The 24,068-nt window shown below is 67.1% G+C and carries 24 protein-coding genes and 1 pseudogene; 11 read left to right on the plus strand and 14 right to left on the minus strand.

What is annotated here, in order from left to right; all coding sequences use genetic code 11:
• The first annotated feature begins 49 nt into the window (after positions 1–49).
• Together GV792_RS23175 and GV792_RS23180 are read left to right on the plus strand one after the other, a co-directional pair.
• A complete protein-coding gene (locus tag GV792_RS23175) occupies positions 50–793 on the plus strand; it encodes a VOC family protein (RefSeq protein WP_163826398.1) in 744 nt (247 codons plus the stop codon).
• A gap of 96 nt (positions 794–889) precedes the next feature.
• Positions 890–2,650 (plus strand): NTP transferase domain-containing protein, encoded by a 1,761-nt coding sequence (locus tag GV792_RS23180; RefSeq protein WP_163826399.1) that lies wholly within the window; start codon positions 890–892, stop codon positions 2,648–2,650.
• Between the two features lie 10 nt (positions 2,651–2,660).
• On the opposite strand, the gene GV792_RS30250 is transcribed toward GV792_RS23180, so the two are convergent.
• Complete coding sequence (locus GV792_RS30250) at positions 2,661–3,095, minus strand: YdeI/OmpD-associated family protein (RefSeq protein ID WP_163826400.1); 435 nt, start codon at positions 3,093–3,095, stop codon at positions 2,661–2,663.
• A 361-nt stretch (positions 3,096–3,456) separates the two neighbouring features.
• On the opposite strand from GV792_RS30250, the gene GV792_RS23190 reads away from it, so the two are divergent.
• From GV792_RS23190 to narI, 4 genes are all read left to right on the plus strand, one after another.
• A complete protein-coding gene (locus tag GV792_RS23190) occupies positions 3,457–7,191 on the plus strand; it encodes a nitrate reductase subunit alpha (protein ID WP_163826401.1) in 3,735 nt (1,244 codons plus the stop codon).
• Between the two features lie 11 nt (positions 7,192–7,202).
• A complete protein-coding gene (narH, locus tag GV792_RS23195) occupies positions 7,203–8,954 on the plus strand; it encodes a nitrate reductase subunit beta (protein ID WP_163826402.1) in 1,752 nt (583 codons plus the stop codon).
• 220 nt (positions 8,955–9,174) lie between these two features.
• A complete protein-coding gene (narJ, locus tag GV792_RS23200) occupies positions 9,175–9,855 on the plus strand; it encodes a nitrate reductase molybdenum cofactor assembly chaperone (RefSeq protein WP_163826403.1) in 681 nt (226 codons plus the stop codon).
• Positions 9,852–10,610: a respiratory nitrate reductase subunit gamma gene (gene narI / locus GV792_RS23205; RefSeq protein WP_163826404.1), complete on the plus strand. Its 759-nt coding sequence runs from the start codon at positions 9,852–9,854 to the stop codon at positions 10,608–10,610. The genes narJ and narI overlap by 4 nt, the downstream gene beginning before the upstream one ends.
• A 37-nt stretch (positions 10,611–10,647) precedes the next feature.
• Here the strand turns inward: narI and GV792_RS23210 are convergent, their stop codons facing one another.
• The 6 genes and pseudogenes from GV792_RS23210 to GV792_RS23235 all read right to left on the minus strand — a co-directional run bounded on the left by GV792_RS23210 (position 10,648) and on the right by GV792_RS23235 (position 12,444).
• Positions 10,648–10,896, minus strand: a complete 249-nt coding sequence (locus GV792_RS23210; protein ID WP_163826405.1) for a type II toxin-antitoxin system HipA family toxin — start codon at positions 10,894–10,896, stop codon at positions 10,648–10,650.
• Positions 10,897–10,959: 63 nt separating this feature from the next.
• Positions 10,960–11,163: pseudogene (locus tag GV792_RS30400) on the minus strand (HipA domain-containing protein); the annotation flags it as partial.
• Positions 11,164–11,175: 12 nt separating this feature from the next.
• Complete coding sequence (locus GV792_RS23220; protein WP_309139146.1) at positions 11,176–11,526, minus strand: HipA N-terminal domain-containing protein; 351 nt, start codon at positions 11,524–11,526, stop codon at positions 11,176–11,178.
• The gene (locus GV792_RS23225; RefSeq protein WP_218581211.1) at positions 11,523–11,804 is read right to left on the minus strand and encodes a helix-turn-helix domain-containing protein; all 282 of its coding nucleotides are present in this window, start codon (positions 11,802–11,804) and stop codon (positions 11,523–11,525) included. Before GV792_RS23225 ends, GV792_RS23220 begins: the two co-directional genes overlap by 4 nt.
• Before the next feature lie 9 nt (positions 11,805–11,813).
• Positions 11,814–12,050 (minus strand): hypothetical protein, encoded by a 237-nt coding sequence (locus GV792_RS23230; RefSeq protein ID WP_163826408.1) that lies wholly within the window; start codon positions 12,048–12,050, stop codon positions 11,814–11,816.
• 4 nt (positions 12,051–12,054) lie between these two features.
• On the minus strand, positions 12,055–12,444 hold the full coding sequence (locus GV792_RS23235; protein WP_163826409.1) for an ArsR/SmtB family transcription factor: 390 nt from the start codon (positions 12,442–12,444) through the stop codon (positions 12,055–12,057).
• A gap of 36 nt (positions 12,445–12,480) precedes the next feature.
• Between GV792_RS23235 and GV792_RS23240 the strand changes: the two genes are divergently transcribed.
• A complete protein-coding gene (locus tag GV792_RS23240) occupies positions 12,481–13,854 on the plus strand; it encodes an MFS transporter (RefSeq protein WP_163826410.1) in 1,374 nt (457 codons plus the stop codon).
• Between the two features lie 158 nt (positions 13,855–14,012).
• On the plus strand, positions 14,013–14,492 hold the full coding sequence (locus GV792_RS23245) for a flavodoxin family protein (protein WP_163826411.1): 480 nt from the start codon (positions 14,013–14,015) through the stop codon (positions 14,490–14,492).
• Here GV792_RS23245 and GV792_RS23250 read toward each other — a convergent pair.
• Positions 14,472–14,807, minus strand: a complete 336-nt coding sequence (locus GV792_RS23250) for a TfoX/Sxy family protein (RefSeq protein ID WP_163826412.1) — start codon at positions 14,805–14,807, stop codon at positions 14,472–14,474. The two genes, GV792_RS23245 and GV792_RS23250, sit on opposite strands and share 21 nt — an antisense overlap.
• 72 nt (positions 14,808–14,879) lie before the next feature.
• Positions 14,880–15,335 (minus strand): VOC family protein, encoded by a 456-nt coding sequence (locus GV792_RS23255; RefSeq protein WP_163826413.1) that lies wholly within the window; start codon positions 15,333–15,335, stop codon positions 14,880–14,882.
• Between the two features lie 167 nt (positions 15,336–15,502).
• Between GV792_RS23255 and GV792_RS23260 the strand changes: the two genes are divergently transcribed.
• From GV792_RS23260 to GV792_RS23270, 3 genes are all read left to right on the plus strand, one after another.
• Positions 15,503–15,862: a VOC family protein gene (locus GV792_RS23260; protein ID WP_163826414.1), complete on the plus strand. Its 360-nt coding sequence runs from the start codon at positions 15,503–15,505 to the stop codon at positions 15,860–15,862.
• Positions 15,863–15,881: 19 nt separating this feature from the next.
• On the plus strand, positions 15,882–16,964 hold the full coding sequence (locus GV792_RS23265; RefSeq protein ID WP_163826415.1) for a CapA family protein: 1,083 nt from the start codon (positions 15,882–15,884) through the stop codon (positions 16,962–16,964).
• A 197-nt stretch (positions 16,965–17,161) separates the two neighbouring features.
• Positions 17,162–17,800: an NUDIX hydrolase gene (locus GV792_RS23270; RefSeq protein WP_163826416.1), complete on the plus strand. Its 639-nt coding sequence runs from the start codon at positions 17,162–17,164 to the stop codon at positions 17,798–17,800.
• A 25-nt stretch (positions 17,801–17,825) separates the two neighbouring features.
• On the opposite strand, the gene GV792_RS23275 is transcribed toward GV792_RS23270, so the two are convergent.
• The 5 genes from GV792_RS23275 to nirB form a co-directional block, all read right to left on the minus strand.
• A complete protein-coding gene (locus tag GV792_RS23275) occupies positions 17,826–18,827 on the minus strand; it encodes an alpha/beta hydrolase (RefSeq protein WP_163826417.1) in 1,002 nt (333 codons plus the stop codon).
• Between the two features lie 163 nt (positions 18,828–18,990).
• Positions 18,991–19,749 (minus strand): sirohydrochlorin chelatase, encoded by a 759-nt coding sequence (locus GV792_RS23280; RefSeq protein ID WP_163826418.1) that lies wholly within the window; start codon positions 19,747–19,749, stop codon positions 18,991–18,993.
• Entirely contained in the window at positions 19,746–20,966 is a 1,221-nt protein-coding gene (locus tag GV792_RS23285; RefSeq protein ID WP_163826419.1) for a uroporphyrinogen-III synthase, read from the minus strand. The genes GV792_RS23280 and GV792_RS23285 overlap by 4 nt, the downstream gene beginning before the upstream one ends.
• On the minus strand, positions 20,963–21,364 hold the full coding sequence (gene nirD / locus GV792_RS23290; RefSeq protein ID WP_163826420.1) for a nitrite reductase small subunit NirD: 402 nt from the start codon (positions 21,362–21,364) through the stop codon (positions 20,963–20,965). Before nirD ends, GV792_RS23285 begins: the two co-directional genes overlap by 4 nt.
• 135 nt (positions 21,365–21,499) lie before the next feature.
• Complete coding sequence (nirB, locus tag GV792_RS23295) at positions 21,500–24,049, minus strand: nitrite reductase large subunit NirB (protein ID WP_163826421.1); 2,550 nt, start codon at positions 24,047–24,049, stop codon at positions 21,500–21,502.
• Positions 24,050–24,068 lie beyond the last annotated feature (19 nt).

Consider the following 24,068-nt stretch of genomic DNA (forward strand, 5'->3'; position numbering starts at 1 on the left):
TCACAGACAATTCGCCCCTGCCCTCCCGATCTGCGGCTACCGTGGAGTCATGACCACCCGTCTGGCGTGTGTGGTGTTCGATGCGGACCAGCCACGTATGGTGGCGGATTTCTGGGCTCGGCTGCTCGGCTGGACAGTGACGCTGGATCGGCCGGGTGAAGTCGATGTGGCGGCGCCGGACGCCGCGGGCCCCGACCTGGCCTTGACCTTCCTGCCCGCGTCCCGGGCCAAGAACGGCAAGAACCGGATTCACCTCGATGTGGCCAGCCGATCCACCGATCATCAGCGTATGCAGGTGGACCGGGCGCTCGCGCTCGGCGCGCGGCCAGTGGACATCGGGCAGGGCGAGGTGCCGTGGATGGTGCTCGCCGATCCGGAGGGCAACGAATTCTGTGTGCTCGAACCACGCGAGGAGTACGTGGACACCGGCGCGGTGGCCGCCATCGTCGTCGACACCAAGGATCCACAGCGGTTGGCGGAGTTCTGGTCGGCCGCCTCCGGGTGGCCGGTCGCGCGTGGCGGCCCACCGGTGACGGGCCTGCGCTCGCCGACCGGTCTCGGTTCCTGGCTGGAATTCGTCCAGACCGCCGAGACGAAACAGGGTCGCAACCGGCTACGCCTGGATGTGACGGCATTTCCCACCGACGACCCGGCCGCCGAGGTCAACCGGCTGCGTGCCGCGGGAGCGAGCACGATCGAACCGCTCGGCGCCGAACCGGGCCTGCCGCTCGCCGACCCCGAAACCAACGAATTCTGCCTGCTCGCCCCCGCCAACGACAGCTCGCCGATCTGATCGGTCCGCACCCATCCGACGGCGCGGGCCGCACGGCGGCGGTTGATCGTCGAACTAGCATGGACACATGTCGAACCACAGCGAGGATCGCGGCCGGTGACGGCTGCCGATGCGATCGTGCTCGCCGGGGGCCGGGCGAGCCGGATGGGTGGTGTCGACAAACCGGCGATCGTCATCGGCGGGCGATCCATGCTGAATGTGGCGTTGGGGGCGGTGTCGGGATGCGTCCAGACCGTCGTCGTCGGACCGCATCGACCGGAGCTGGACCCGACTGTCCGGCAGGTGCGTGAGGTGCCGCCGGGCGCGGGACCGGTGGCTGCGATCGGAGCGGGACTACGCGCGCTCGGCACCGAGGCCGCACCGCGGGTCGTGGTGCTGGCCGCGGATCTGCCGTTCCTGACCGAGTGGGCGGTGGCCGACCTGCTGCGGCGCAGCGATCAATCCGGCGCCGACGCGGTGTTCGCGGCCGACGAGTCCGGACGTCCGCAGTATCTGATCGGCGTGTGGCGCCGCAGCGCGCTGACAGCCAGGCTCACGCGGCTGGACTCGTTGGTCAATCAGCCGATGAAGGCGCTGGTCCCCGACGACACGGTGATGGTGACGCTGGACGGCGTCACCGACTGTGACACCGATGAGGAGGTGCGGGCGGCGCGCGCTGTCATCGACGGCGGGCACGATCCGGGCCATCAGCGGCCGCCGCTGCTTTTGAATGAAGCGCGACAGACCTTGCGCGACAACCTCACTCGCCTCACCCCCTATCACACCGACCTGTTCGAGGTGGCAGGCGCCGCATTGGCGGCGCCGATCCGGGCGGCCGGGCCGCTGCCACGCTTCGATGTCTCGGCCATGGACGGTTACGCCGTCGCGGGCGATGGTCCGTGGCGGCTGCGCGCCGATATCGGATTCGCCGGAGGACAGCGTCCGGTCGGGCTGCTGCCCGGTGAGGCGGTGCGCATCGCGACCGGCGCGCACGTCCCCGATGGCACCACCGGTGTCCTGCGCGACGAATTCGCCGGCGTCACCGACGACCACCAGCTGCGCCGACTGCCGGACTCCCCGATCCGCAGCGATATTCGCCGCCGCGGCGAAGACCTGGACCGTGGTGATCTCATCGCCGATGAGGGCGCCCCGGTGACGGCCGCCTTGATCTCGGCCGCTGCGGCCGTCGAGGTCCCCGAGGCCGCCGTCCGCGGTCCGGTGCGGGCTCGAATCATCATGACCGGCGATGAGATCCGCGCCTCAGGCCCGTTGCACGGCGGCCAGACCCGTGACTCGATCGGCCCGATCCTGCCGGATCTGTTGGCGCGACACGGTATTCGCACCGTCGACCGCGTACATCTGCGCGATACCCCACACGGATTCGATGAGGTGCTCGCAGGCACCGACGGTTTCGATCTGCTCGTCGTCGTGGGGGCGACCGGGTCGGGCGCCGCCGACCAGCTCCGCGCCGCCCTGAGCCGCGCCGACGCCCACGTCCTGGTGCACCGTTTACGGCTCCGACCGGGCGGTTCCACCGTTGTCGCCGAATTAAGCACGGGCGCAACAGTTCTCGGCCTACCAGGAAACCCGTTCGCCGCAGTCGCGGTGCTCACCGCCCTGGCCGGGTCGCTGGTGGAAGGCCGCACCGGCTCGCCACCGGCACACCCACTGCTCGGTCCGCTGCACAACGCGAGCGAGATCGCGGGCCAGGTCCCCCGGATCGTGCCCGCCGTTGCGGACCCACGTGGCGGCTGGCGCGGCGAGCCCGCGGTCCGCACCGCACATCTGGGCGGGCTGCTCGGGCGTGACGGCATGGTTGTCGTCCCCGCCGATGCTCATGATGGCGCGCTGGTGGAGTTCTTGCCGCTACCCGGCTGAGTCCTGTCGATCAGCCCAGGTCGCGCACGATGGTGTCGATCCGGTTGACGCGGGTCTGCTCGCGTTTGGCCTCGGTGACCCGGCGTACCGCGTCGCGACGCTTGGAGTAGGACAGCTCGTCGAACCGTGGCCGCAGGCCGGCCGTCTCGAGGACCGCCGCCAGGTCGTCGGGGACGTCCACCGTCCGTTCGGCGGTATCACGTTCGACGGTGACCGTCACCAGATCGCCGGGTTCCTTCCCGAGTTCACTGCGGATCGCCATCAGCATGCCGAGGCACGGGCCTGCGCCCATCGAGACGATCGACCCGGTGTAGCCGATGTGGTCGAAGCGGGCGCGTACCGGGATCCGTCCGCCACCGCCGAGCGCGTCGATCACCTCGGCAGGCACGGCGACGTACGCACCGCCGCCGACCGCGGACTCGATTCGTGCTTCGAACTCGGCCACCACCGCAGAATATCGCGTGCATGATCAATATTCGGCAATTATTCGGCGAATGGGAGTGGCGCCCGCCACTTTCGCCGTGTTAACAAATGTAAAGCGCCCGAGAAGCGGTGGTTTCCAAAGCTTCACCGATGCTCACGGAACCGCCCGTCGGCGCGCCGTTCGCCTACCGTCCGCGGCAGGTTTCCCCAGGTCGGACCGGATGGCACGGGAGTACTCGTACCCTGCGGAATGACGCTCGGGTTGCGCCGACCTCACAGCTCACAATGGTGCCTTGCGCGCTGTGAGAGATTCGTTTGGACGCCGGTCGTGACCTCCTTACAGTCGGGACATCAGCCCGATTTCACCGCTCGAAGGGGGCGTCGTGGTTAATTCACGCACTCAGGGTTCCGCGCCCTCCGATTCGGCCCACAGGCCCGACGCCGGCGACGCGCTGCTGCGGCTGGGCAAATACTTCACCAAGGGCGAAGTATCGGCCGATCATCGGACGCTGCACAAGACCGGTGGCCGCAGTGCCGACGAGTTCTACCGCGATCGCTGGTCCCATGACAAGGTCGTGCGCTCCACCCACGGCGTCAACTGCACCGGGTCGTGTTCCTGGAAGATCTACGTCAAGGACGGCGTGATCACCTGGGAGTCGCAGCAGACCGACTATCCCTCGGTGGGCTCGGACAAGCCCGAATACGAGCCGCGCGGCTGCCCGCGTGGCGCGTCGTTCTCCTGGTACACCTACTCCCCCGCGCGGGTGCGCTACCCGTATGTGCGTGGCACGCTGCTCGAGCTGTACCGCGAGGCCAAATCGCGGCTCAAGGACCCGGTACTGGCCTGGGCCGAGATCGTCGAAGATCCCGCGAAGGCCAAGGCGTACAAGGCCGCTCGCGGTAAGGGCGGATTCGTGCGCGCGGAATGGTGGGAAGCCGCCGAGATCGCCGCCGCCGCACACGTGTACACGATCAAGCAGTACGGCCCGGACCGCGTCGCCGGATTCTCGCCGATCCCGGCCATGTCGATGGTCAGCCATGCCGTCGGCGCCCGGTTCATCTCGCTGCTCGGCGGATCGATGCTGTCGTTCTACGACTGGTACGCCGACCTGCCGGTGGCCTCACCACAGGTCTTCGGCGACCAAACCGACGTGCCGGAATCGGCCGACTGGTTCGACGCCGGCTACCTCATCATGTGGGGCTCCAACGTTCCGGTGACCCGCACCCCGGACGCGCACTACATGACCGAAGCCCGCTACCGCGGCCAGAAGGTCGTGGTGGTCTCCCCCGATTACGCCGATAACACCAAGTTCGCCGACGAATGGGTGCCCGCCCGTCCCGGCACCGACGCCGCGCTGGCCATGGCCATGGGTCATGTGGTGCTCAAAGAATTCTTCGTGGAGAAGAGCACACCGCGGTTCCTCGACTACATCAAGCGCTACACCGACCTGCCTTACCTGATCACCCTGGATGAACGCGACGGCGTCTTCGTCCCCGGTAAGTTCCTGACATCCGCCGATCTCGGCAGCGATTCCGACAGTGCCGAATTCCGCACGGTGTTGCTGGATGCCGACGGTAGTCCGGTGGTGCCGGGTGGTTCCCTCGGCGATCGGTTCGGTGAGGACGGCACCGGACGCTGGAATCTCGATCTGGGGGACGTCGATCCCCTGCTGACTCTGCACGGCCGTACCGATGACGCTGCGGCCGTGCAGTTCCCGCGCTTCGACACCGACACCCCCGATGTGCTGACCCGCGGCGTCCCGACCATGTTCCTGGCGGGCAAGCGCGTCACCACCGTTTTCGACCTTCTACTGGCCCAGTACGGTGTCGCCCGCAGCGGGCTGCCCGGTAGCTGGCCCACCGGCTTCGACGACGCCTCCGAGCCCTACACCCCGGCCTGGCAGGAATCGATCACCGGCGTGCCCGCCAAGCAGGCCGCGCGCATCGCCCGCGAGTTCGCCGATAACGCCGACAAGTCCGGTGGCCGTTCGATGATCCTGATGGGCGCGGGCACCAACCACTGGTTCCACTCCGATCAGATCTACCGCGCGTTCTTCACGCTGACGCTGCTCACCGGCTGCCAGGGCGTCAACGGCGGCGGCTGGGCCCATTACGTCGGCCAGGAGAAGTGCCGTCCGGTGACCGGCTGGTCCACGCTGGCCTTCGCCTCGGACTGGCAGCGTCCGCCGCGCCAGATGCAGGGCACCGTGTTCTGGTACCTGACCAACGATCAGTGGCGCTACGACCCGTTCACCTCCGATACCTTCGCCTCCCCACTCGGCGACGGCCGGTTCACGGGACGCACGGCGGCCGACAATATCGCGCTGGCCAGCCGTCTCGGCTGGATGCCGACCTACCCGACCTTCGACCGCAACCCCCTCGACCTGGCCGATGAGGCCGAGCAGGCCGGTAAGTCGGCGGCCGATCATGTGGTCGACGGCCTGAAATCCGGTGAACTGAACTTCGCCTGCGAGGACCCCGACGCACCGGAGAACTTTCCTCGCGTGCTCACCGTATGGCGCGCCAACCTGCTCGGTTCCTCCGGTAAGGGCAACGAGTACTTCCAGAAGCATCTGCTCGGCTGCGGCTCCAACCTGCAAACGACCGACGACACCGGTGTCCGTCCGCAGGAGCTGCACTGGCGCGAGGAAGCGCCGACCGGCAAGCTCGATCTGCTGCTGTCGCTGGACTTCCGGATGACAAGCACCACACTGTTCTCCGATATCGTGCTGCCCGCCGCCACCTGGTACGAGAAGCACGACCTCTCCAGCACGGATATGCACCCGTTCGTGCACGCCTTCTCGCCCGCCATCTCTCCACCGTGGGAGGCCAAGACCGACTTCGACGCGTTCCACCGGATCGCGCGCGGGTTCTCCTGGATGGCGGAAAAGCATCTCGGCGTCCGCAAGGACATCGTTGCGGTGCCGCTCCAGCATGATTCGCCCGACGCCATGGCCCAGGCCGGCGGTCGCGTGCTGGACTGGAAAGCCGGTGAATGCGAACCGATTCCGGGCAAGACGATGCCGAAGCTGGTGGTGGTCGAACGTGATTATGGCAAGATCGCGGAGAAGATGGCCGCGCTCGGGCCGCTGGTCGAAACGCTCGGCCTGACCACCAAGGGCGTCACCACCCTGCCCGACCAGGAGGTCGAATACCTGGCAGGCGTCAACGGCACGGTGGTGTCCGGTGTGGCGCAAGGACGCCCGTCGCTTGCCAAGGACACCCACGCCGCGGAGGCAATTCTCGCGCTGTCTGGCACCACCAATGGCAGGCTCGCGGTCGAGGGTTTCGAGGAGCTGGAACGGCGCACCGGCACCAGAATGGCCGATTTGGCCGCCGAGCACGAGGGCAAGCGGATCACCTTCGCCGACACTCAGGCTCGCCCGGTGCCCGTCATCACCTCACCGGAATGGTCGGGCAGTGAGACCGGCGGCCGCCGCTACTCCCCCTTCACCATCAACACCGAGCGGCTCAAGCCCTGGCACACCCTCACCGGACGCCAGCACTTCTACCTCGACCACGACTGGATGATCGAACTCGGTGAGCAGCTGCCGATCTTCCGGCCGCCCCTGGATATGACCGCGCTGTTCCGGGAACCGAATGTCGGCGAGGTCGGCGAACGCGGGGTGACAGTCCGCTACCTGACCCCGCACTCGAAGTGGTCGATCCACTCCGCCTACCAGGACAACCTGCACATGCTGACGCTCTCGCGCGGCGGTCAGACGATCTGGATGTCGGACAAGGACGCCGCCAAGATCGGGGTGGCCGACAACGATTGGATCGAGGCGATCAACCGCAACGGTGTGGTCGTCGCCCGCGCCATCGTCAGCCATCGGATGCCCGAGGGCACCGTGTTCATGTACCACGCCCAGGACCGGGCGGTGGACGTGCCGCGCATCGAGGGCCCCGACGACAGCGCGGCCTCCGGTAAGCCGTTCAACGGCAAGGGCAAGCGCGGCGGTATCCACAACGCGCTCACTCGGATCATGATCAAACCCTCCCACCTCATCGGCGGCTACGCCCAGCAGTCCTTCGCCCTGAACTACCACGGGCCGACCGGAAACCAGCGCGACGAAGTCACCACCATTCGTCGGCGTAGCCAGGAAGTGGAGTACTAACTATGCGCGTCATGGCACAGCTGGCGATGGTCATGAACCTCGACAAGTGCATCGGTTGCCACACCTGCTCGGTCACCTGCAAGCAGGCATGGACCAATCGCGGTGGCACCGAATACGTCTGGTTCAACAATGTGGAGACCCGGCCCGGTCAGGGCTACCCGCGCCAATATCAGGACCAGGAGAAGTGGAAGGGCGGCTGGGCGCTGAACAAGCGCGGGAAGCTGACCCTGAAATCCGGTTCGCGAATGAAGCGGCTGCTCAACATCTTCGCCAACCCGGACCTGCCAACGGTCGAGGACTACTACGAACCGTGGAGCTACGACTACGACAATCTGCTGTCCTCCCCGGCCACCGACACCACACCGGTCGCCCGGCCCAAATCGCTGATCACCGGCGAGGACACCAAGGTCACCTGGGGCGCCAACTGGGACGACGACCTGGGCAGCGGCCCGGAGCAAGTGGGCAAGGACCCGCTGCTCGGCAAGCTGGAGGACAAGGTGAAACTGGAGTTCGAAGAGACCTTCATGTTCTACCTGCCGCGCATCTGCGAGCACTGCCTTAACCCCTCGTGTGCCGCGTCGTGCCCGTCGGGTGCGATCTACAAGCGCGCCGAAGACGGCATCGTGCTCGTCGACCAGGACAAATGCCGTGGCTGGCGTCAGTGCATCACCGGCTGTCCGTACAAGAAGATCTACTTCAACCACAAAACCGGCAAAGCGGAGAAATGCACGTTCTGCTATCCGCGCGTCGAGGTCGGAATCCCCACCGTGTGCTCGGAAACCTGCGTCGGGCGCCTGCGCTACATCGGCGTGATGCTCTACGACGCCGATGCCGTGCTCGAGGCCGCGTCGGTCACCGAGACCAAGGATCTGTACCCATCACAGCTCGGTGTGTTCCTCAACCCGCACGACCCGCGGGTAGTCGCCGAGGCCGAACGGGCCGGTATCTCGCCGGATTGGATTCAGGCCGCACAGGATTCGCCGGTCTACAAGCTGATCGTCGACTATCAGATCGCGCTGCCGCTGCATCCCGAATACCGGACCATGCCGATGGTCTGGTACGTGCCGCCGCTGTCACCGGTGGTGGACGTGCTCTCGGAAACCGGGCACGACGCCGAGGACGCGGGCAACCTGTTCGGTGCCATCGACGCGCTGCGGATTCCGGTGGAGTACCTGGCCGAACTGTTCACCGCCGGTGAGATCGGCCCGGTGCGGGCCTCCTTGCAACGGCTGGCGGCGATGCGCTCGTTCATGCGGTCGGTGAACCTCGGTGTCGAGCCGGATCCGTCGATCGCGCCGTCGGTGCGGTTGGAGCCGGAGGAGATCGAGGCCATGTACCGGCTGCTTGCCATCGCCAAATACGAGCACCGCTACGTCATCCCGCAGGGCGCGACCTCCAAGGCGCACGAACTGGATTCGCTGGCCACCGGCTGCTCGCTCGATACCGACGGCGGACCCGGTATGACCGCCTTCGACCAGATGGTGGAGAAGTTCCAGCTCGCCGACACCAATGAGGCGGCGCCCGAAGAGAAGTCGGGGCGGATCAACCTGCTCAACTGGGATGGGAAGAGCACCTCGGGGCTGCTGCCGGGTGCCAACGGGAGCGCCGAAAGCAATGGTGCGGATGTGAAAGGCAATGGTCACGCCGCCAACGGCAACGGCAACGGCAACGGCAACGGCAACGGCAACGGCAACGCTGTCACCAGCGCCAACGGCAGCGAACTCGCCGACACCTCCGGTAGCGCGACGGGCGGACGGCCATGATCCGGCGGCAGCCGCATGGCTGTGCCGCGAGCGTCTTGCCCGCGCTGACGCGTAGCTTCGCGCCCGGCCGGGTGCATCCGGTGGCCGAGGCAGGTGCGTCGTCGCGGCACCCGTTCGGCTCGGCACCGGCGCCGACGGGCGCTCGCACGCCTGCGGTGGTCCCCGCCCGGCCGAGGCGCGCCTCGCACGCCATGCGACCACCGATGGATGGGGGCCAGGCATGTCCCTGTTGAGGATTCGACGACGACCGGAAGCCGTTGTCGCACTGAGTGACCGCGATCGGCGGTTGGTGTGGCGGACAGCCGCCCTGCTGCTGGACTACCCGAGTGCGGACACACTGAAGGTGCTCGATCAGCTGACCGATGCCGTGGCGCAGCTACCGGATTCGATGCGGCTTCCACTCGATGCCGTGATCGACCATCTGCGTGCGACACCGGCACTGGAGCTGGCCGCGCAGTATGTCGAGACCTTCGATATGCGTCGCCGAGCCAGCCTGCATCTCACCTTCTACGCCTACGGCGACACCCGCAAGCGCGGAATGGCGCTGCTGCGGTTCAAGCACGCCTACCGGCACGCCGGAGTCGAACTCGGCGACGAGGAACTGCCCGACCATCTGCCGGTGCTGCTGGAATTCGCGGCGACCGTCGACACGATCGGCGGCGAGCGTCTGCTCGGTGAGCATGTTCCAGTGCTGGAGTTGCTGCGGTTGTCCTTGTCGGACAACGGTTCCCCGTATGCGAGCGTGCTCGCGGCCGTCGTCGCAACTCTGCCGCCGCTGACCACCGCCGACCGGCGCAAGATCGCCGAGCTCGCCGCCCAGGGCCCGCCGGAGGAAGAGGTCGGCCTCGACCCCTTCGCCATGGATCCGACGATGTTCGCACAAGCAGAAGGCCGCCGATGAACACCCCACTGCACCTGCCGACCGAACTGTGGCTGATCCTGCCCTATATCGCCTTCACTTCGTTCGTGCTCGGCCATATCTGGCGCTATCGCAACGACCAATTCGGTTGGACCACCCGGTCCTCGCAGGTCTACGAGAGCCGGTTGCTGCGGCTGGGCAGCCCGCTGTTCCACTTCGGCATGGTCGGCGTGTTCGGCGGACATGTACTCGGCGTACTCATCCCGGAGTCGTGGACCGAGGCGGTCGGCATCAACGAGCACACCTACCACCTGATCGCCGTCGGCGCCGGTTCGGTGGCAGGGCTGTCGGTGCTGGCCGGTGTCGGCATCCTGCTCTACCGCCGCTTCACGGTGACCGCCGTCCGCAAGGCGACCACCGCCAACGACAAGCTCATGTACGCGCTGCTCACCGCCGCACTGGTGACCGGCCTGATGAACACCTGGGGCGCCAACCTGCTGTTCGGCACCTACAACTACCGCGAAACCGTCTCCCCCTGGTTCCGCAGCCTGTTCACCCTCAACCCCCAGCCGGAACTCATGGTCGACACCCCCTGGCCGTTCCAACTCCACGGCCTCGTCGTCCTCACCCTGGTAGCCCTGTGGCCCTACACCCGCCTGGTCCACATGTTCAGCGCCCCGATCGGGTATCTGGTGCGGCCCTATGTGGTGTACCGCAGCAAGGAAGTCGCGGCACCGGACAAGCGCCGGTACTCGCGGGCATGGGATTCACCGGTGACGCCGGAGCGGTGGCGGTAGCTCGGCCAACCGGCCTGGTTTGGGTTGCGTGAGCCGCTCACGCCGCGGAGCCGCATCCGGCCATCCGTCCGGCCAGAAGATTGTCGGTGAACAGCCGGATGCGGTCGTGCATCTGCTCGCGCACCGACGGCGCGGGAACCTCCACGGCAAGTACTTCTCGCATATGGTGAAGAGCCCCGTCGACGAGGTCGGATGCGGCTCGTAGGCCCCATTCTTCGATCTCGGCCACGAGATGATCACGAGTGAGCGCAGCGTGCCGATACTCACCGCCGACAGCTAATGCCATTCGGCCGTCATTCCCGGTCAGATGCGTATGTGGCACCGCGTCATAGGTCGGAGCCAGCCGTGCCTAGCTATCAGGATGATGGATCAAACCGATGTTCTTCGCATGCATGTCGAGATTTCCGATCGCAACCGCGAACACAACCATCCGAGCAAGAGTGGCTCGATCACTCGCTGCACCGACAACTTTCAGGACATCGGCCACCCGCGAGAGGCTGACAACACCACCTAATTCCTGATACTTCGCAGCACCAGAAGCTCCGAGTGCCTGGTTGAAGTCCTCTTAGTGTATCCGCCCGCCAGGCGTGGCGGGGTCACGGTCGTATCGTTCGATCACCAAAGCCGGTATGCCGGCGAAGTCATCGATGTCATCTCCAGGTGCCAACCCAGCCGCAATGTTCATGGCGGTCAGCTGATCACCTTCTGGCAGCAGCTCCTGGAAGAAACTGCGACGTCGTTTCGCCTTGGCACGGCTGGGTTTCGGAGAAAGTGGGATCGACGCTGACAACACATGACTGTTGATTCCGAAGCGGTCAATAGCATTCGGATCGGAATGGAAGTCGGCGGACGCTCTGTCGGTACCTTCCAGCGTTCCCACCAGTGTGCCGTACAGCTCGACAGCCAGGCGCCTCACTCGTCGTCATCCCATTCAGCCGTGAGCGAGACCCCACATTCGGAGAGCAGGTCGAACAATCGCTCGGCATAACGAGTGTGCTTGCCACCTTCCATGTCGCTGATCACGCTCTGCGGATAGCCGACCCTTCCCGCCAAGTCGCGCTGCGTCCATTCGAGGGCGAGTCGGGCCTGCTGAATTGCCAGCCCGAGGTCGTGGGGACTCCGGATGCGCGCTCTGCGATGTGCCACAGCCTTCACCTCCGCCATCGTGATCGCGATTCCACGATCATACTCCATGATCGCGATTTAACGATCACGCAGCCTGATCGTGATTTCGCGATCAGGCTGGAAAGGCTCGGCCACGGCGCGCACTGGGCTGATCGCCGACAACGCCAGGCTGGAACCCGAACAGCCCGTCGAGCCGAGCAAGGAAGCGGTCTCGGCCTTTTGCATCGCGCCTGGGACGACACCTTCGCGGCGCTCGTCCGGATTCCGGATAGTCGGCGTGATCGCGATATGGCGATCAATTCGGGACCGCCGCATCACTTCACCCGTCGACGACTCGATGAGAGAGCGATGGCACATCCGGATCGGCGCGATGGTGCGGCGGCACTCCGGACCCCGCATGCTCCGCATTGTGGATCGCGTCGATCACCAGTTGCCGGACGTGGGCGTTCTCGATGCTGTAGTACACCGTCGTGCCCGAGCGGCGGGTGCGGACGAGGCGGGCCATACGGAGTTTGGCCAGGTGTTGGGACACCGAGGCGGGGGCCTTCTCGACGTACTCCGCGAGTTCGTTGACCGATAGCTCTCCGCTGGTCAGGGCCCATAACACCCGGATTCGAGTGCCGTCGGCGAGCATGCGGAAGATCTCAACCACCAAGTCGAGCTCATCGTCGGGAATGCGACGCGGCAGCTTATTGCTATCTGCATCCATGCGTAGATAATAGACTTCGTAGGAAGCGGGGCCCCGATGATCACTTCGTTGTTCGCCAACCGCGACTACCTGCGGCTGTTCATCTCCCAGGTATCCGCGCTGTTCGGGACCGGGCTCACCACGGTCGCGCTCGTCCTGCTCGCCTACGAGCTGACCGGGGCCGGCGCCGCGGCGGTCCTCGGTGCCGCGCTGACCATCAAGATGCTCATCTACGTCACGGTCGCGCCGATCGTCGCGGCTTACGCCGACCGGTTCCCGCGACGGCTGCTGCTGGTCGGGCTCAATGCGATCCGGGCACTGGTGGTGCTCGCGCTGCCGTTCGTCGACCAGGTCTGGCAGATCTTTGTTCTGATCGCAGTACTGCACACCGCCTCGGCCGCCTACACCCCGACCTACCAGGCGATCATTCCCGACATTGTGCTCGATGAGCGCGAGTACACCAGGGCGCTGTCGGCCTCGCAGCTGATCGCGACGATGGAGACCCTGCTCAGCCCCGTGCTCGCCGTGGCCGCGCTGGCTCTGGTCAGCTTCCACTGGCTGTTCGTCGGTACCGCCATCGGTTTCATGGTGTCGGCGCTGCTGGTGATCGCCACTCGGATACCGGACGCGAGCGCCACTACGGACGGGTCGTTCCTGGGACGCATCTCGGTGGGTATGCGAATCTTCGCCGCCACCCCGCGGCTGCGCGGGCTGGTCGGCCTGAATCTGGTGGTCGCGGCCGCAGGCTCGGTGATCATGGTCGATACCGTCAACTATGTGCGCGACACCCTCGGCGGTGCGCAGTCCGGTGTGGCGATGCTGCTGGCCGCCAATGGGTTCGGCACCATGGTCGTCGCGCTGTCGCTGCCCCGTGTGCTCGACCGGGTCGGAGCCCGGCCCGTCATGCTGACCGGCGCCGGCGTCCTGCTCGCCGGACTCGGCTCGGCTGTCGTCCTGTCCGCCGCCGCCACCGGCGACTGGCGCTGGGGTGCGGTGCTCGCGGTGTGGTCGGCAATCGGTGCGGGCACGGCCGCGGTGCTGACGCCCACCGGTCAGGTGCTGCGGCGCTCATCGAGACCGGCCGACCGCCCTGCGTTGTTCGCCGCCCAGTTCTCGCTCTCCCACGTGGCCTGGCTGATCACCTACCCGATCACCGGATGGCTCACCACCGCAGTTGGGTTCACCATCACCTGGGCGACCCTGATAGCACTCGCCGCCTCGGGCGTGCTCGTGGCGCTGCGCGCGTGGCCGAGGCACGACCCTGCTGTGATCACCCACCTGCACGACGTGGACACCATCGACCCGGCCCGGTTGACCGACGCCATCCAGGTGAGCGAGCGGCTGTTCCAGCACACCCATGAGTTCGTCATCGACGCCGAACACCCGCGCTGGCCGAGCCGGACCTCGCGGGAAACCGTACATTCCGCCTGAGGTCGAAGCACGCGGTCCCAAACCCTCGGAAGGACAACGATGTTCCAGCCTGGAGCACGTCGAGCACCCGGTAGGCTGTCCATGGGCTCCGAGGGGGCGGGGCCCGTCGCCCGACTCGAACGTCCCCCCGCTGAACACACAAGCGAAGGGCCTTCGACATGAAATCCATCATCGTGTGCGCATCGGTATCGCACGGCAACACCAAGCGAATCGCCGAGGTCATGGGCGAGGTGCTGCAGGCTCGGGTGGTGGATCCGCAACAGGTCGATGCCGCCGAACTCGCCTCCTACGATCTGGTGGGTTTCGGCTCGGGGATTCGCAATATGGACGTCTACCCAGAGCTGCGCGCACTCGTGGCCTCGCTCGCGACGCAGCAGCGGAGCAAGGCCTTCGTCTTCGCCACCAGCGGATTTCCGGAACCGCCGTTCCGGCGCTACCTCAGCGGCCTCGCCGGGAAACTCGAGCAGAAGGGCTTCGAGGTGGTCGATACCTTCAGCTGCCGCGGGTTCGACACCTGGCTGCCGTTGAAAGTCGTCGGCGGCATCCGCAAAGGCCATCCCGACGACAACGACCTGCAAGCGGCACGCGCATGTGCCGAAGGCCTGCGCGCCGGAGCGTCAAGCCTTCGGCGGAAGTGAGCGGGCGAACTCCACGCCGCGGGTGACCCACTCGCGCAGGTTGGCGTCGTCGTCGACATGTGACGCTGTCACCCGCACCCAGCCGGTCATTTCGCGACTGCCCATGATCGCGGGGGCGACGGCCTCGTCTTCGACGATCTGCTCACTCAACTCGGCGCCGACCCGTACCAGCAATCCGCCCTTGCCGCTGACCGCAAGCGCCATATTGCCGCCCACCAGGAAGGACAGACCGCCGAACATTTTGCGTTCGCTGACCGTCGGCCCGGGTTCGATGAGGTCCCGGATGCGTTCGGCCAATTCCTCGTCGTATGCCATGGGTCACAGTGTGGACCCCGGCACCGACATCCTCGGCCCGGATCGGTGCCGGACCGAGGATGTCGCGACCGGTCATGCGCGGTCGTAAGCGTCCTGCAAGGCCCGCACGTCGAGCTTGGACATCGTGCGCAGGGCCGTGCCGACGGCGATGGTCTTGGCGGGGTCGTCACCACCCATCAGCTTGGGCAGCACCGACGGCACCACCTGCCAAGACAGTCCGTAGCGGTCGGTGAGCCAGCCGCACGGGCCGGGTTCCCCGCCCTCGGTGAGCGCATCCCACAACCGGTCGAGCTGCTTCTGCGAGTCGACGACGATCTGCAGTGAGGCCGCATCGGTATGCGGGTGGCCCGGCCCGCCGTTCATCAGCGTGACGGCCTGCCCGTCGAGGTCGAGTGCGACGACCAATGCCGACCCGTCGCCATTGCGGCTGATCTCGACGACTCGCGAGTTCGGCACCACCGACGCGTAGAACTCGCCGGCCTCCTCGGCCGCGCTCTCGAACCACAGGAATGTGTTGATGCTGGACATGATGTTCTCCTCCACTCGGTAATGGCGTGCTGTCGTCCGGTGGTCGGAGCCGGGCCGGCCGGATCGACACATCTCGACGGACTTCCTCGAGATTTCGACCGCAGTCCGCGGATGGCGTCCAGGCATAAACGGTCCACCCCGACATCGAGCACTGATAGCGTTTCGACATGATTACCGGTGCGCACTCCATCGTCTACGCGAGCGACGCCGAGGCGGCGCGAGCGTTCTTCCGGGACGTCCTCGGCCTGACCACCGTGGACGCCGGGCACGGCTGGCTGATCTTCAAGTCCCCGCCCGCCGAGCTGGCGGTCCATCCCACCGGTCCACCGGACAGTGGACGCGTCGAGCTGTATCTGATGTGCGACGACCTCGCGAAAACTATCGCTGACCTGCGTGACAAGGGTGTCGAGGTCGCTGATCAGGTCGAGGAGGCGGGGTGGGGCCGGGTCACCAGGGTGACCGTGCCCGGCGCAGGCGAGATCGGCCTGTACGAGCCGCTGCATCCGACCGCGTACGACCTGGACTGAACGGTCGGCGCCGGTCGCGATGGCGGTCACGGTCTTGCTCGGCGGGGACGTCATGCTCGGGCGTGGCGTCGACCAGATCCTGCCGCATCCTGGGCGCCCCGAGCTGCGTGAGCCATGGGTACGCGACGCTCGGCACTACGTCGAGGCAGCCGAGCGCGCCAATGGTCGGATCCCACACCCGGTCGACTTCGCGTGGCCGTGGGGCGAGGTGCCGGGCATCCTCGACGATCTCGCGCCAGATGTCCGGTTGCTCAATTTGGAGACCGCGATCACCGCGGACGGCGCCTTCGAACCGGACAAGGGCATTCACTACCGGATGCATCCCGGCAATATCGCGACCCTCACCGCGATTCGGCCCGACGCCTGCGCGCTCGGCAACAATCACGCCCTCGATTTCGGACGTCGCGGTCTGGCCGACACCCTGGCATCGCTGGTCGATGCGGACATCCAGCCGGTGGGTGCGGGTAGCACGCCGGCCGAAGCCCGTTCACCGGCGATCGTGCCGTTGGTGGGCGGGCATCGAGTGGTCATCGTCTCGGTGGCCGCACGAACCAGCGGAACGCCCGCGTCATGGGCGGCCGAATCCGACCGATCAGGGCTGTGGTGGATCGACCATCCGTCGGCCAGGCACGCCGACGAGATCGCCGCGCAGCTGTCGGCTCACCGGCGCACCGGCGATGTGATGATCGTGTCGGTGCATTGGGGGCCGAATTGGGGTTATGGGATCAGCAGGAGCGAACAGGAATTCGCACACCGGCTGATCCAGGCGGGGGTCGATATCGTGCACGGGCACTCGGCACACCACCCACGGCCGATCGAGGTTTACCGCGGTAAACCCATCCTGTATGGCTGCGGCGACGTCATCGACGACTACGAAGGCATCGGCGGGCATGAGACGTATCGACCCGACCTGCGGCTTCTGTACTTGGTCACCGTCGACGGTGAAACCACGGTGCGGATGCTTCCGCTGTGCGTCCGGCGGATGCGGTTGCAGCGCGCAGGAACGACGCAGACGCGATGGTTGCGCGACCGGCTCGGCGACATCAGCGCTCGGTACGGCACCCGAGTCCACCTCGGCGAGCACGACCTGTTGACAATCTGATCGACCGGCGCCGGTCGTGCGTCTTCAGTCGCGGAGCACCGATCCGATCCCACACAGCGAACCCTCGGGGCTGCTCGGCGAGATTCGACCGGCACTATATCGTCGGATGAATATCGGCTGCTCCTGAGCAGGACGCCTCGGAGCTCCTCACAGCCGCGGCCGGCGACGACAGTTCTTACGACGATGAGGTGCGCGGGATGTCCGAGGGCGGCGCGAAGCAATGGGCAGGCTTGTCCGATGACGACACCAGAACGGCGTTGGCCGACGCACTGAGCCTGTTCCCCCGCCGAACCGTCGCCCCTGATGATCACAAGCCCGCCGCAGTGGCGATCGCCGTCGTGACCTCCCCTGCGGGGCCCGCGATCTGGCTGACCGAACGCGCACCGACCCTGCGTGCCCACGCCGGACAGTTGGCCTTGCCGGGCGGCAGGCTGGACGCCGGTGAGGACGCGGTCGCGGCGGCGCTGCGCGAACTACACGAGGAGCTGGGAGTCGAACTACAACGATCGGATGTGCTCGGGCAGCTCGACGACTACCCCACGAGATCCGGCTACATCATGACGCCGGTGGTGGTGTGGGTCGGCGACGATCCCGGCGTGATACCGAATCCCGACGAAGTGGCCATCGTGCACCGGATCTCGTTCACCGAACTCGATGTCGCGCCCGAGTTCGGCCGGATCGCCGGATCCGATCGGCCACTCATCCGATTGCCGCTGCTCGGCGGTCACCTGCACGCCCCGACCGCGGCGATCATGTATCAGTTCCGTGAGGTGGCGCTGCACCGCAGAAACACCAGGGTCGATCACATGGAACAGCCCCGCTTCGCCTGGGAATGAGGCGGCGGGGCTGCTCCTGACGGCCCTACACCCCGAGTGCAGGCGCGAACACCGACCAGGACTGATGCAGATCGTCCTGCCAGTACGCCCACGCGTGCGTGCCCTGCCGCAGGTTGACCGTCGCCGGGATGCGCTGAGCAGCGAGGCTGTCGACGAGCGGACGGGTGCACCCGCTGACGAAGGTCTCCATGACACCGCCGACGAGCATGCGATCGGCCAGTTTGACCGGGTTGCCGTTGATATCGGGCGCGGCAAGGGTTTCGTGCGCGCCCGGTCCGCCGTTGCCGGATGAGACGTAGACCGCGAGCCCACGCAACCGGTCGAGGTGCAGCATGGGGTCGTGGTCGGCCCACGCCGGATGTCCGGGCGGCCCCCACATATTGGCGGCGTTGGCCCCGAAGACACCGAGCTGGGAGAACACCGTGGCGACGGCCATCGGGTCACTGGTTCTGGTGCAACCGCTGAACGCGCCGACCGCCTGGTAGAGGCCGGGCGAGCGGATCGCCAGGTTCAGTGCCGACGTGGCCGACATCGACAGGCCCGCAACGGCGTTGCGTCCGGTCGTCTGGAACCTGTCCGCGAGCAGCGGCGGAAGTTCCCTGCTCAGGAACGTCTCCCACTGATTGCGGCCGAGCACCGGATCGTCGGCGAGCCAGTCGGTGTAGTAGCTGGCCCGCCCACTCATCGGCACGACCACGTTGACATGTTTGTTCGAGAAGAACTGCGCCACATCGGTGCGCCGGGTCCACGGCCCACCGTCCTCACCACCGTCCACCGCGTTGAGCAGATACAGCGTCGGCGCACCGGCGCCGGGGTGCGACATCCACAGGGTGATCGGCCGATTCATGGCAGCCGAATGGACAACGACCTCGAGTTCCCGGCCCCCCAGCGGGCGCACCGACAGAATCGCGGATTCACCGGGCGCGGCGGCCGCGGGCGCGGGAAAGATCACCGACACCATCGCGGTGGGTAGCAGGAGTGCGCTGAGCGCGAGAAGGGACACCAGGCATCGCGGGAGCCGGTACATATCTGGTGTTCTATCACGCGGTCACGGCGCGTCGGCCGCAATGATCGGCGTGTTCATCGAGCGTGTCCGCGCGGGATCCCACCCCGACCACAGAATCGAATGGCACATTGCCGCAGCGAACGTCGAGTAGGAACCGCAGTCATGTACCACTCGGCAACGGCGCTCAGCGGACCCGAGTCTGTACCAATTCCCTGGCCGCGACCCGATACCGATCCGCGATCAACCGCACCACCGCCGGGTGGACGCCGATCGGCGCGGCGACGCCGTCGGCTCCCGCCTCGTACAGCCGCTGATGGAACAGGCCGTGGGCAAGCAGGTACGACGCGATGAAGACGCGCTCGGCACCGGATTCGCGCAGTTCCGCGACGACCTCGGGCACCCGGGGTGCGCCGGTGGCGACGTAGGCGATGCGGACGGGGCTGTCGAGGTGTTCGGCGAGCATGCCTGCGGCGCGGCGGACGTCCTGACGGGCGCGAGCGTCGGAGGAGCCGGCAGCCGCGAAGACCACCGCGTCGCCCGGACGCCAACCAGCCGAACGCAACCGCAGCTGCATGATCCTGGCCAGCGCGGGGTCGGGCCCCATGGCGGGTGTTACCGCGACGGCCGGGTGGGCGCTCTCGGTGATCTCGCGGGGCACGTCCTGGTAGACGTGGTAGCCGGACGCCAGGAACGCCGGAACGACCACGGCCGGAACGGAATCCGCGCGGTCGGCCAGATCTCGCAGCACCTCCGACGGTGAAGGCCCGAGCACATCGACGAACGCGGTGCGCACCCTCGGCACGCCGCCGAGTTCGTCGACGCTGCCGTCGAGGGCCGGGCGGTCGAGCTCGCGCGCGACCGCCTCGGCCAGGCTCGCGATCATCTGCACGCCCTTGGTGCTGCGGGTGCCGTGCGCCACCAGCACCAGCGCAGGCGCGCTCACCAGGTCACCGCCTGCGCAAAGCGTGGTGCCCGGGTCGGCGTTCCGACTCCGGGCACCACGGGACGCGGGTTGTTGTCGGTACATTCGGCCGGGTCGAGCGCCAATCGGTAGCCGCGTTTGACCACGGTCTGAATGGCTTTGGGCGTGCCGAGACCCGCACGTAGCCGGGCGATCGCGGTCTCCACGGCATGGGTGTCGTCACCGCCGCCGGGCAATGCCGAGAGCAGGTCCTCCCGCGACACCACCCGGCCGGGCTGGCGCGCCAGCGAACGCATCAACGACATCGGCGCGGGGGCGAGCTGACGCACGGTGCCGTCGACGACCACACAGCCGCCACGCACGCTGATGGTGTGCCCGGCCGCATGGATCCGGTTGGCCCGCCGTGGCAATTCCTCGGCGACGTGACGGGCCAGCGCACCGAGCCGTGCCCGCGCGGGCTGGGATGTCGGCACTCCGAGCTCCTCGAGCGGCGCCGCGGTGATCGGGCCGACACATGCGGCCAGCACCCGACCACGCAGTGCGTGCAGCAACCCCTCCAGCAGCCCGGTTTCCTTGGCGCGCATCAACATCGACGCCACGGCCGGGGCACTGGTGAAGGTGACGCAGTCCAGGCTGGAGGTCACGACGGCCTCGATCAGCTGGTCCATCGGGCCCTGATCGTCGGGCGGAGTCCAGCGGTACACCGGCACCGGCACCACATCGGCACCCGCGCAGCGCAGCACCTCGCAGAAGTCCGGAACCGGCTCCCATTCGGTGGTCGCGCCGTGCAATTGCACCGCGATCCGCACACCTTCCACGCCTTCGGCGAGCAGATGGTCGAGCACTTCGGCCGAGGACTCGGACGCGGGTGACCATTCTTCACGCAGTTCGGCGGCGCGGATGGCGCCCTTGGCTTTCGGGCCGCGAGCCACCACCCTGGTACCGGCCAGAGTGTCGCGCAGCTGTTCGGCCAGCCCCCAGCCCTCGGCAGCTTCCATCCAGCCGCGGAAGCCGATGCCGGTGGTGGCGACGGTGATCTGCGGCGGATCGTCGACGAGCCTGCGGGTCACCCGCTCGAGCTCGTTGTCGTCGGCAAGCGGAATGATGCGGATGGCGGGCGCCGACATGATGGCCGCGCCGCGCCGGGTGAGTAGGGTGGCGAACTCTTCTGAACGCCGGGCGGCCGTCAGTCCGACCGTGAAACCCGCGAGCGACGCGCCCGCGTCCGGAGTCGTCATGCCGATCCGTCCGCGTCCGTACCGCCGACGACGGGTTCGTTGGATACCGAGACGACGCCGTTGTCGACGCGCACCCGGTAGACCGGCAGCGACACCGAGTCGTCGTCCAGGCAGCGGCCGTCGATCAGCGAGAACGCCTGCTTGAGCAGCGGCGAGGCCACCACGGGCACGCCGGCACGGTCGCCGACGATCCCGCGCGACATCACCGCGGCACGTCCGAACGGGTCGATATTGCCGACGGCGTACACCGAGCCGTCGGAATGCAGGAACAGCGCGGCCTGGCGGCCGCCCTTCAGCAACACCGCAACGCCGCGGCCTGGGATCAGGTAGTCGAGACGGCAGGCCTGGGTCCATCCAGTGGTGGCCGGGGCAGTGCCGGTGGTTTCGATCACGGTCATCGGGGTTCTCCTCCAAACGCCTTACTCATTGGTACCGGCGCCCTGTTTCCTCGCGGTTAAGCAGTCATTTCCCGGGCGTAGCAGTTGTGGCGGGACCGAGATCTCCGGCGCACACCGCCACCACGCCGTGCCCGATTACGCGCCGCCGGCAGCTGCGGGCATATCGGGCAGACCCAGCAGAACCGGAACCTTCCGTTCGCCGCTGTCGTCGAACGAGATGGTCGGGTCGGCCTCCTCGGGCGCGTTGACGAAGGACACGAAACGCGACAGCTTGTCCTCGTCTTCGAGCACTGCGGCCCATTCGTCGCGGTAGCCCTCGACGTGCTTGGCCATCGCCGCTTCCAGATCGCCCGCGATACCGAGGCTGTCCTCGCAGACCACCTGCTTGACGTAGTCGATGCCACCCTCGAGCGATTCCTGCCACGGCGCGGTGCGCTGCAGCCGGTCGGCGGTGCGGATGTAGAACATCAGGTAGCGGTCGATGTAGGAGATCAGCGTGTCGTCGTCGAGCTCACCGGCCAGCAGTACGGCGTGCTTGGGGGTCAGACCACCGTTACCGCCGACGTAGAGGTTCCAGCCGTTCTCGGTGGCGATGACGCCGACGTCCTTGCCACGCGCCTCGGCGCATTCGCGAGCACAACCGGAGACCGCAAGCTTGAGCTTGTGCGGGGAGCGCAGACCGCGGTAGCGCTTCTCCAGCAGCACGGCCATACCGACCGAATCCTGCTGGCCGTAGCGGCACCAGGTGGAACCGACGCAGCTCTTGACCGTGCGCAGCGACTTGCCGTACGCGTGGCCCGATTCCATACCCGCGTCGACCAGGCGCTTCCAGATCTGCGGCAGCTGATCCACGCTGGCGCCGAACAGGTCGATGCGCTGGCCACCGGTGACCTTGACGTAGAGGTCGAATTCCTTGGCGACCTCGCCGATCACGATCAGCTGCTCGGCGGTGACCTCACCACCGGGCATCCGGGGCACCACGGAGTAGGTGCCGTTCTTCTGCAGGTTGGCAAGGAAGTGGTCGTTGGTGTCCTGCAGCGCGGCCTGCTCGCCGTCGAGGATGTGATCGCTCGAGGTGGAGGCGAGGATGGAGGCGACGGTGGGCTTGCAGATATCGCAGCCAGCGCCCTTGCCGTACTTGCCGATCAGTTCGGAGAAGGTACGGATACCGGTGACCTGCACGATGTCGAACAGCTCGGCCCGCGACTGGTCGAAGTGCTCGCACAGCGCCTTGGACATCTCCACGCCGGACTGCTCGAGCAGCTTCTTGATCATCGGCACACAGCCACCGCAGGAGGTACCGGCGTTGGTGCAGCTCTTGATTCCGGCGATATCGCAGGCGCCGTCGGCGATGGCACCGCAGATGGCGCCCTTGCTGACGTTGTTGCAGGAGCAGATCTGGGCGTCATCGGGCAGCGCGTCGGCACCGAGTTCGGCACCGGCCGGGGAGATCAGCGCGGCGGGCTCGGCGGGCAGCGGACGCCCGACCAGCGGTCGCAGCGCGGCGTACTGACTGGCGTCACCGACGAGGATGCCGCCGAGCAGGGTCTGCGCGTCATCGGAGATGACCAGCTTGGCGTAGGTGCCCTTGGCAGCGTCGTGCAGCACCACCGACAGCGCGCCCTCGGTGGTGCCGTGCGCGTCACCGAAGCTGGCGACATCGACACCGAGCAGCTTCAGCTTGGTGGACAGGTCTGCGCCGGGGAATTCGCCCGCGCCGCCGAGCAGCCGGTCGGCGACGATCTCGGCGGTGGTGTAACCGGGCGCGACCAGGCCGTAGCAGATGCCCTCGACCGCGGCGCATTCGCCGACCGCGTAGATGTTCGGGTCGGAGGTCCGCAGACCGAGGTCGGTGATGATGCCGCCGCGCGGACCTACCTCGAGGCCGGCCTCGCGGGCGATCTCGTCGCGCGGGCGGATACCGGCGGAGAACACAACCATCGCGGCGTCGATGGTGGTGTCGTCGGACAGGGTGACCTTGAGCTTGGTGGCCGGGTCCGCGTCGGCGAAGTGTTCGATCGAGGACGTGCCGACACCGGTGTGCACCTGCAGGCCCAGGTCAGTGACCAGCTTCTCCAGGATGGCGCCACCGCCCTCGTCGATCTGGGCGGGCATCAGGCGGTCGTTGAATTCAACGACATGCGGGGTCATCCCGAGCAGCCGCAGCGCGTTCGCCGCTTCCAGACCGAGCAGACCGCCACCGACCACGACACCGTGCGCGCCCTCGCCCGCCGCCGCGGCGGTGTCGCGGATGCCATCGAGGTCCTCGAGGGTGCGGTAGACGAAACATCCGTCGCTGTCGTGGCCGGGCACCGGTGGCACGAAGGCGTACGAACCGGTGGCGAGCACCAGCGCGTCGTAGCCGATGGTCTCGCCGGAGGAGGTGGTGATCTTGCGGGCGGCTCGGTCGACGGACTCGGCGCGCTGGCCAAGCCGCAGCTCGACCAGCTCGTCTCCCGCGTACTCGTTACCGGGCAGGGCGAGCGCGCTCGCGTCCCAGGCGCCGACGTAGGACGACAGGCCGACGCGGTCGTAGGCGGCCAGCTTTTCCTCGCTGAGGATCACGACCTGCCACTGGCCTGCCTCGTCGCGGGAACGCAGCGCTTCCACGAACCGGTGCCCGACCATGCCATGGCCTGCGACCACCACGGTCTTGCGCTGAGTGGGTTCGACTGTCGAGTTCATGACTGTCCCTCCGTGGATG

Origin of the sequence: Nocardia cyriacigeorgica, from assembly GCF_010868145.1 — a bacterium.
Lineage (GTDB): Bacteria > Actinomycetota > Actinomycetes > Mycobacteriales > Mycobacteriaceae > Nocardia > Nocardia cyriacigeorgica_D.

Excerpts from the sequence above, each read along its gene's own strand:
- GV792_RS23210 (WP_163826405.1), bottom strand. The coding sequence starts at position 10,896 with ATGGCATTAGCTGTCGGCGGTGAGTATCGGCACGCTGCGCTCACTCGT.
- GV792_RS23265 (WP_163826415.1), top strand. The coding sequence starts at position 15,882 with ATGGCGGTCACGGTCTTGCTCGGCGGGGACGTCATGCTCGGGCGTGGC.
- GV792_RS23175 (WP_163826398.1), top strand. The coding sequence starts at position 50 with ATGACCACCCGTCTGGCGTGTGTGGTGTTCGATGCGGACCAGCCACGT.
- GV792_RS23245 (WP_163826411.1), top strand. The coding sequence starts at position 14,013 with ATGAAATCCATCATCGTGTGCGCATCGGTATCGCACGGCAACACCAAG.
- narJ (WP_163826403.1), top strand. The coding sequence starts at position 9,175 with ATGTCCCTGTTGAGGATTCGACGACGACCGGAAGCCGTTGTCGCACTG.
- GV792_RS23250 (WP_163826412.1), bottom strand. The coding sequence starts at position 14,807 with ATGGCATACGACGAGGAATTGGCCGAACGCATCCGGGACCTCATCGAA.
- narI (WP_163826404.1), top strand. The coding sequence starts at position 9,852 with ATGAACACCCCACTGCACCTGCCGACCGAACTGTGGCTGATCCTGCCC.
- nirB (WP_163826421.1), bottom strand. The coding sequence starts at position 24,049 with ATGAACTCGACAGTCGAACCCACTCAGCGCAAGACCGTGGTGGTCGCA.
- nirD (WP_163826420.1), bottom strand. The coding sequence starts at position 21,364 with ATGACCGTGATCGAAACCACCGGCACTGCCCCGGCCACCACTGGATGG.
- GV792_RS23240 (WP_163826410.1), top strand. The coding sequence starts at position 12,481 with ATGATCACTTCGTTGTTCGCCAACCGCGACTACCTGCGGCTGTTCATC.
- GV792_RS23275 (WP_163826417.1), bottom strand. The coding sequence starts at position 18,827 with ATGTACCGGCTCCCGCGATGCCTGGTGTCCCTTCTCGCGCTCAGCGCA.
- GV792_RS23255 (WP_163826413.1), bottom strand. The coding sequence starts at position 15,335 with ATGTCCAGCATCAACACATTCCTGTGGTTCGAGAGCGCGGCCGAGGAG.
- narH (WP_163826402.1), top strand. The coding sequence starts at position 7,203 with ATGGCACAGCTGGCGATGGTCATGAACCTCGACAAGTGCATCGGTTGC.
- GV792_RS23235 (WP_163826409.1), bottom strand. The coding sequence starts at position 12,444 with ATGGATGCAGATAGCAATAAGCTGCCGCGTCGCATTCCCGACGATGAG.
- GV792_RS23260 (WP_163826414.1), top strand. The coding sequence starts at position 15,503 with ATGATTACCGGTGCGCACTCCATCGTCTACGCGAGCGACGCCGAGGCG.
- GV792_RS23270 (WP_163826416.1), top strand. The coding sequence starts at position 17,162 with ATGTCCGAGGGCGGCGCGAAGCAATGGGCAGGCTTGTCCGATGACGAC.
- GV792_RS23285 (WP_163826419.1), bottom strand. The coding sequence starts at position 20,966 with ATGACGACTCCGGACGCGGGCGCGTCGCTCGCGGGTTTCACGGTCGGA.
- GV792_RS23230 (WP_163826408.1), bottom strand. The coding sequence starts at position 12,050 with ATGCGGCGGTCCCGAATTGATCGCCATATCGCGATCACGCCGACTATC.
- GV792_RS23225 (WP_218581211.1), bottom strand. The coding sequence starts at position 11,804 with ATGGAGTATGATCGTGGAATCGCGATCACGATGGCGGAGGTGAAGGCT.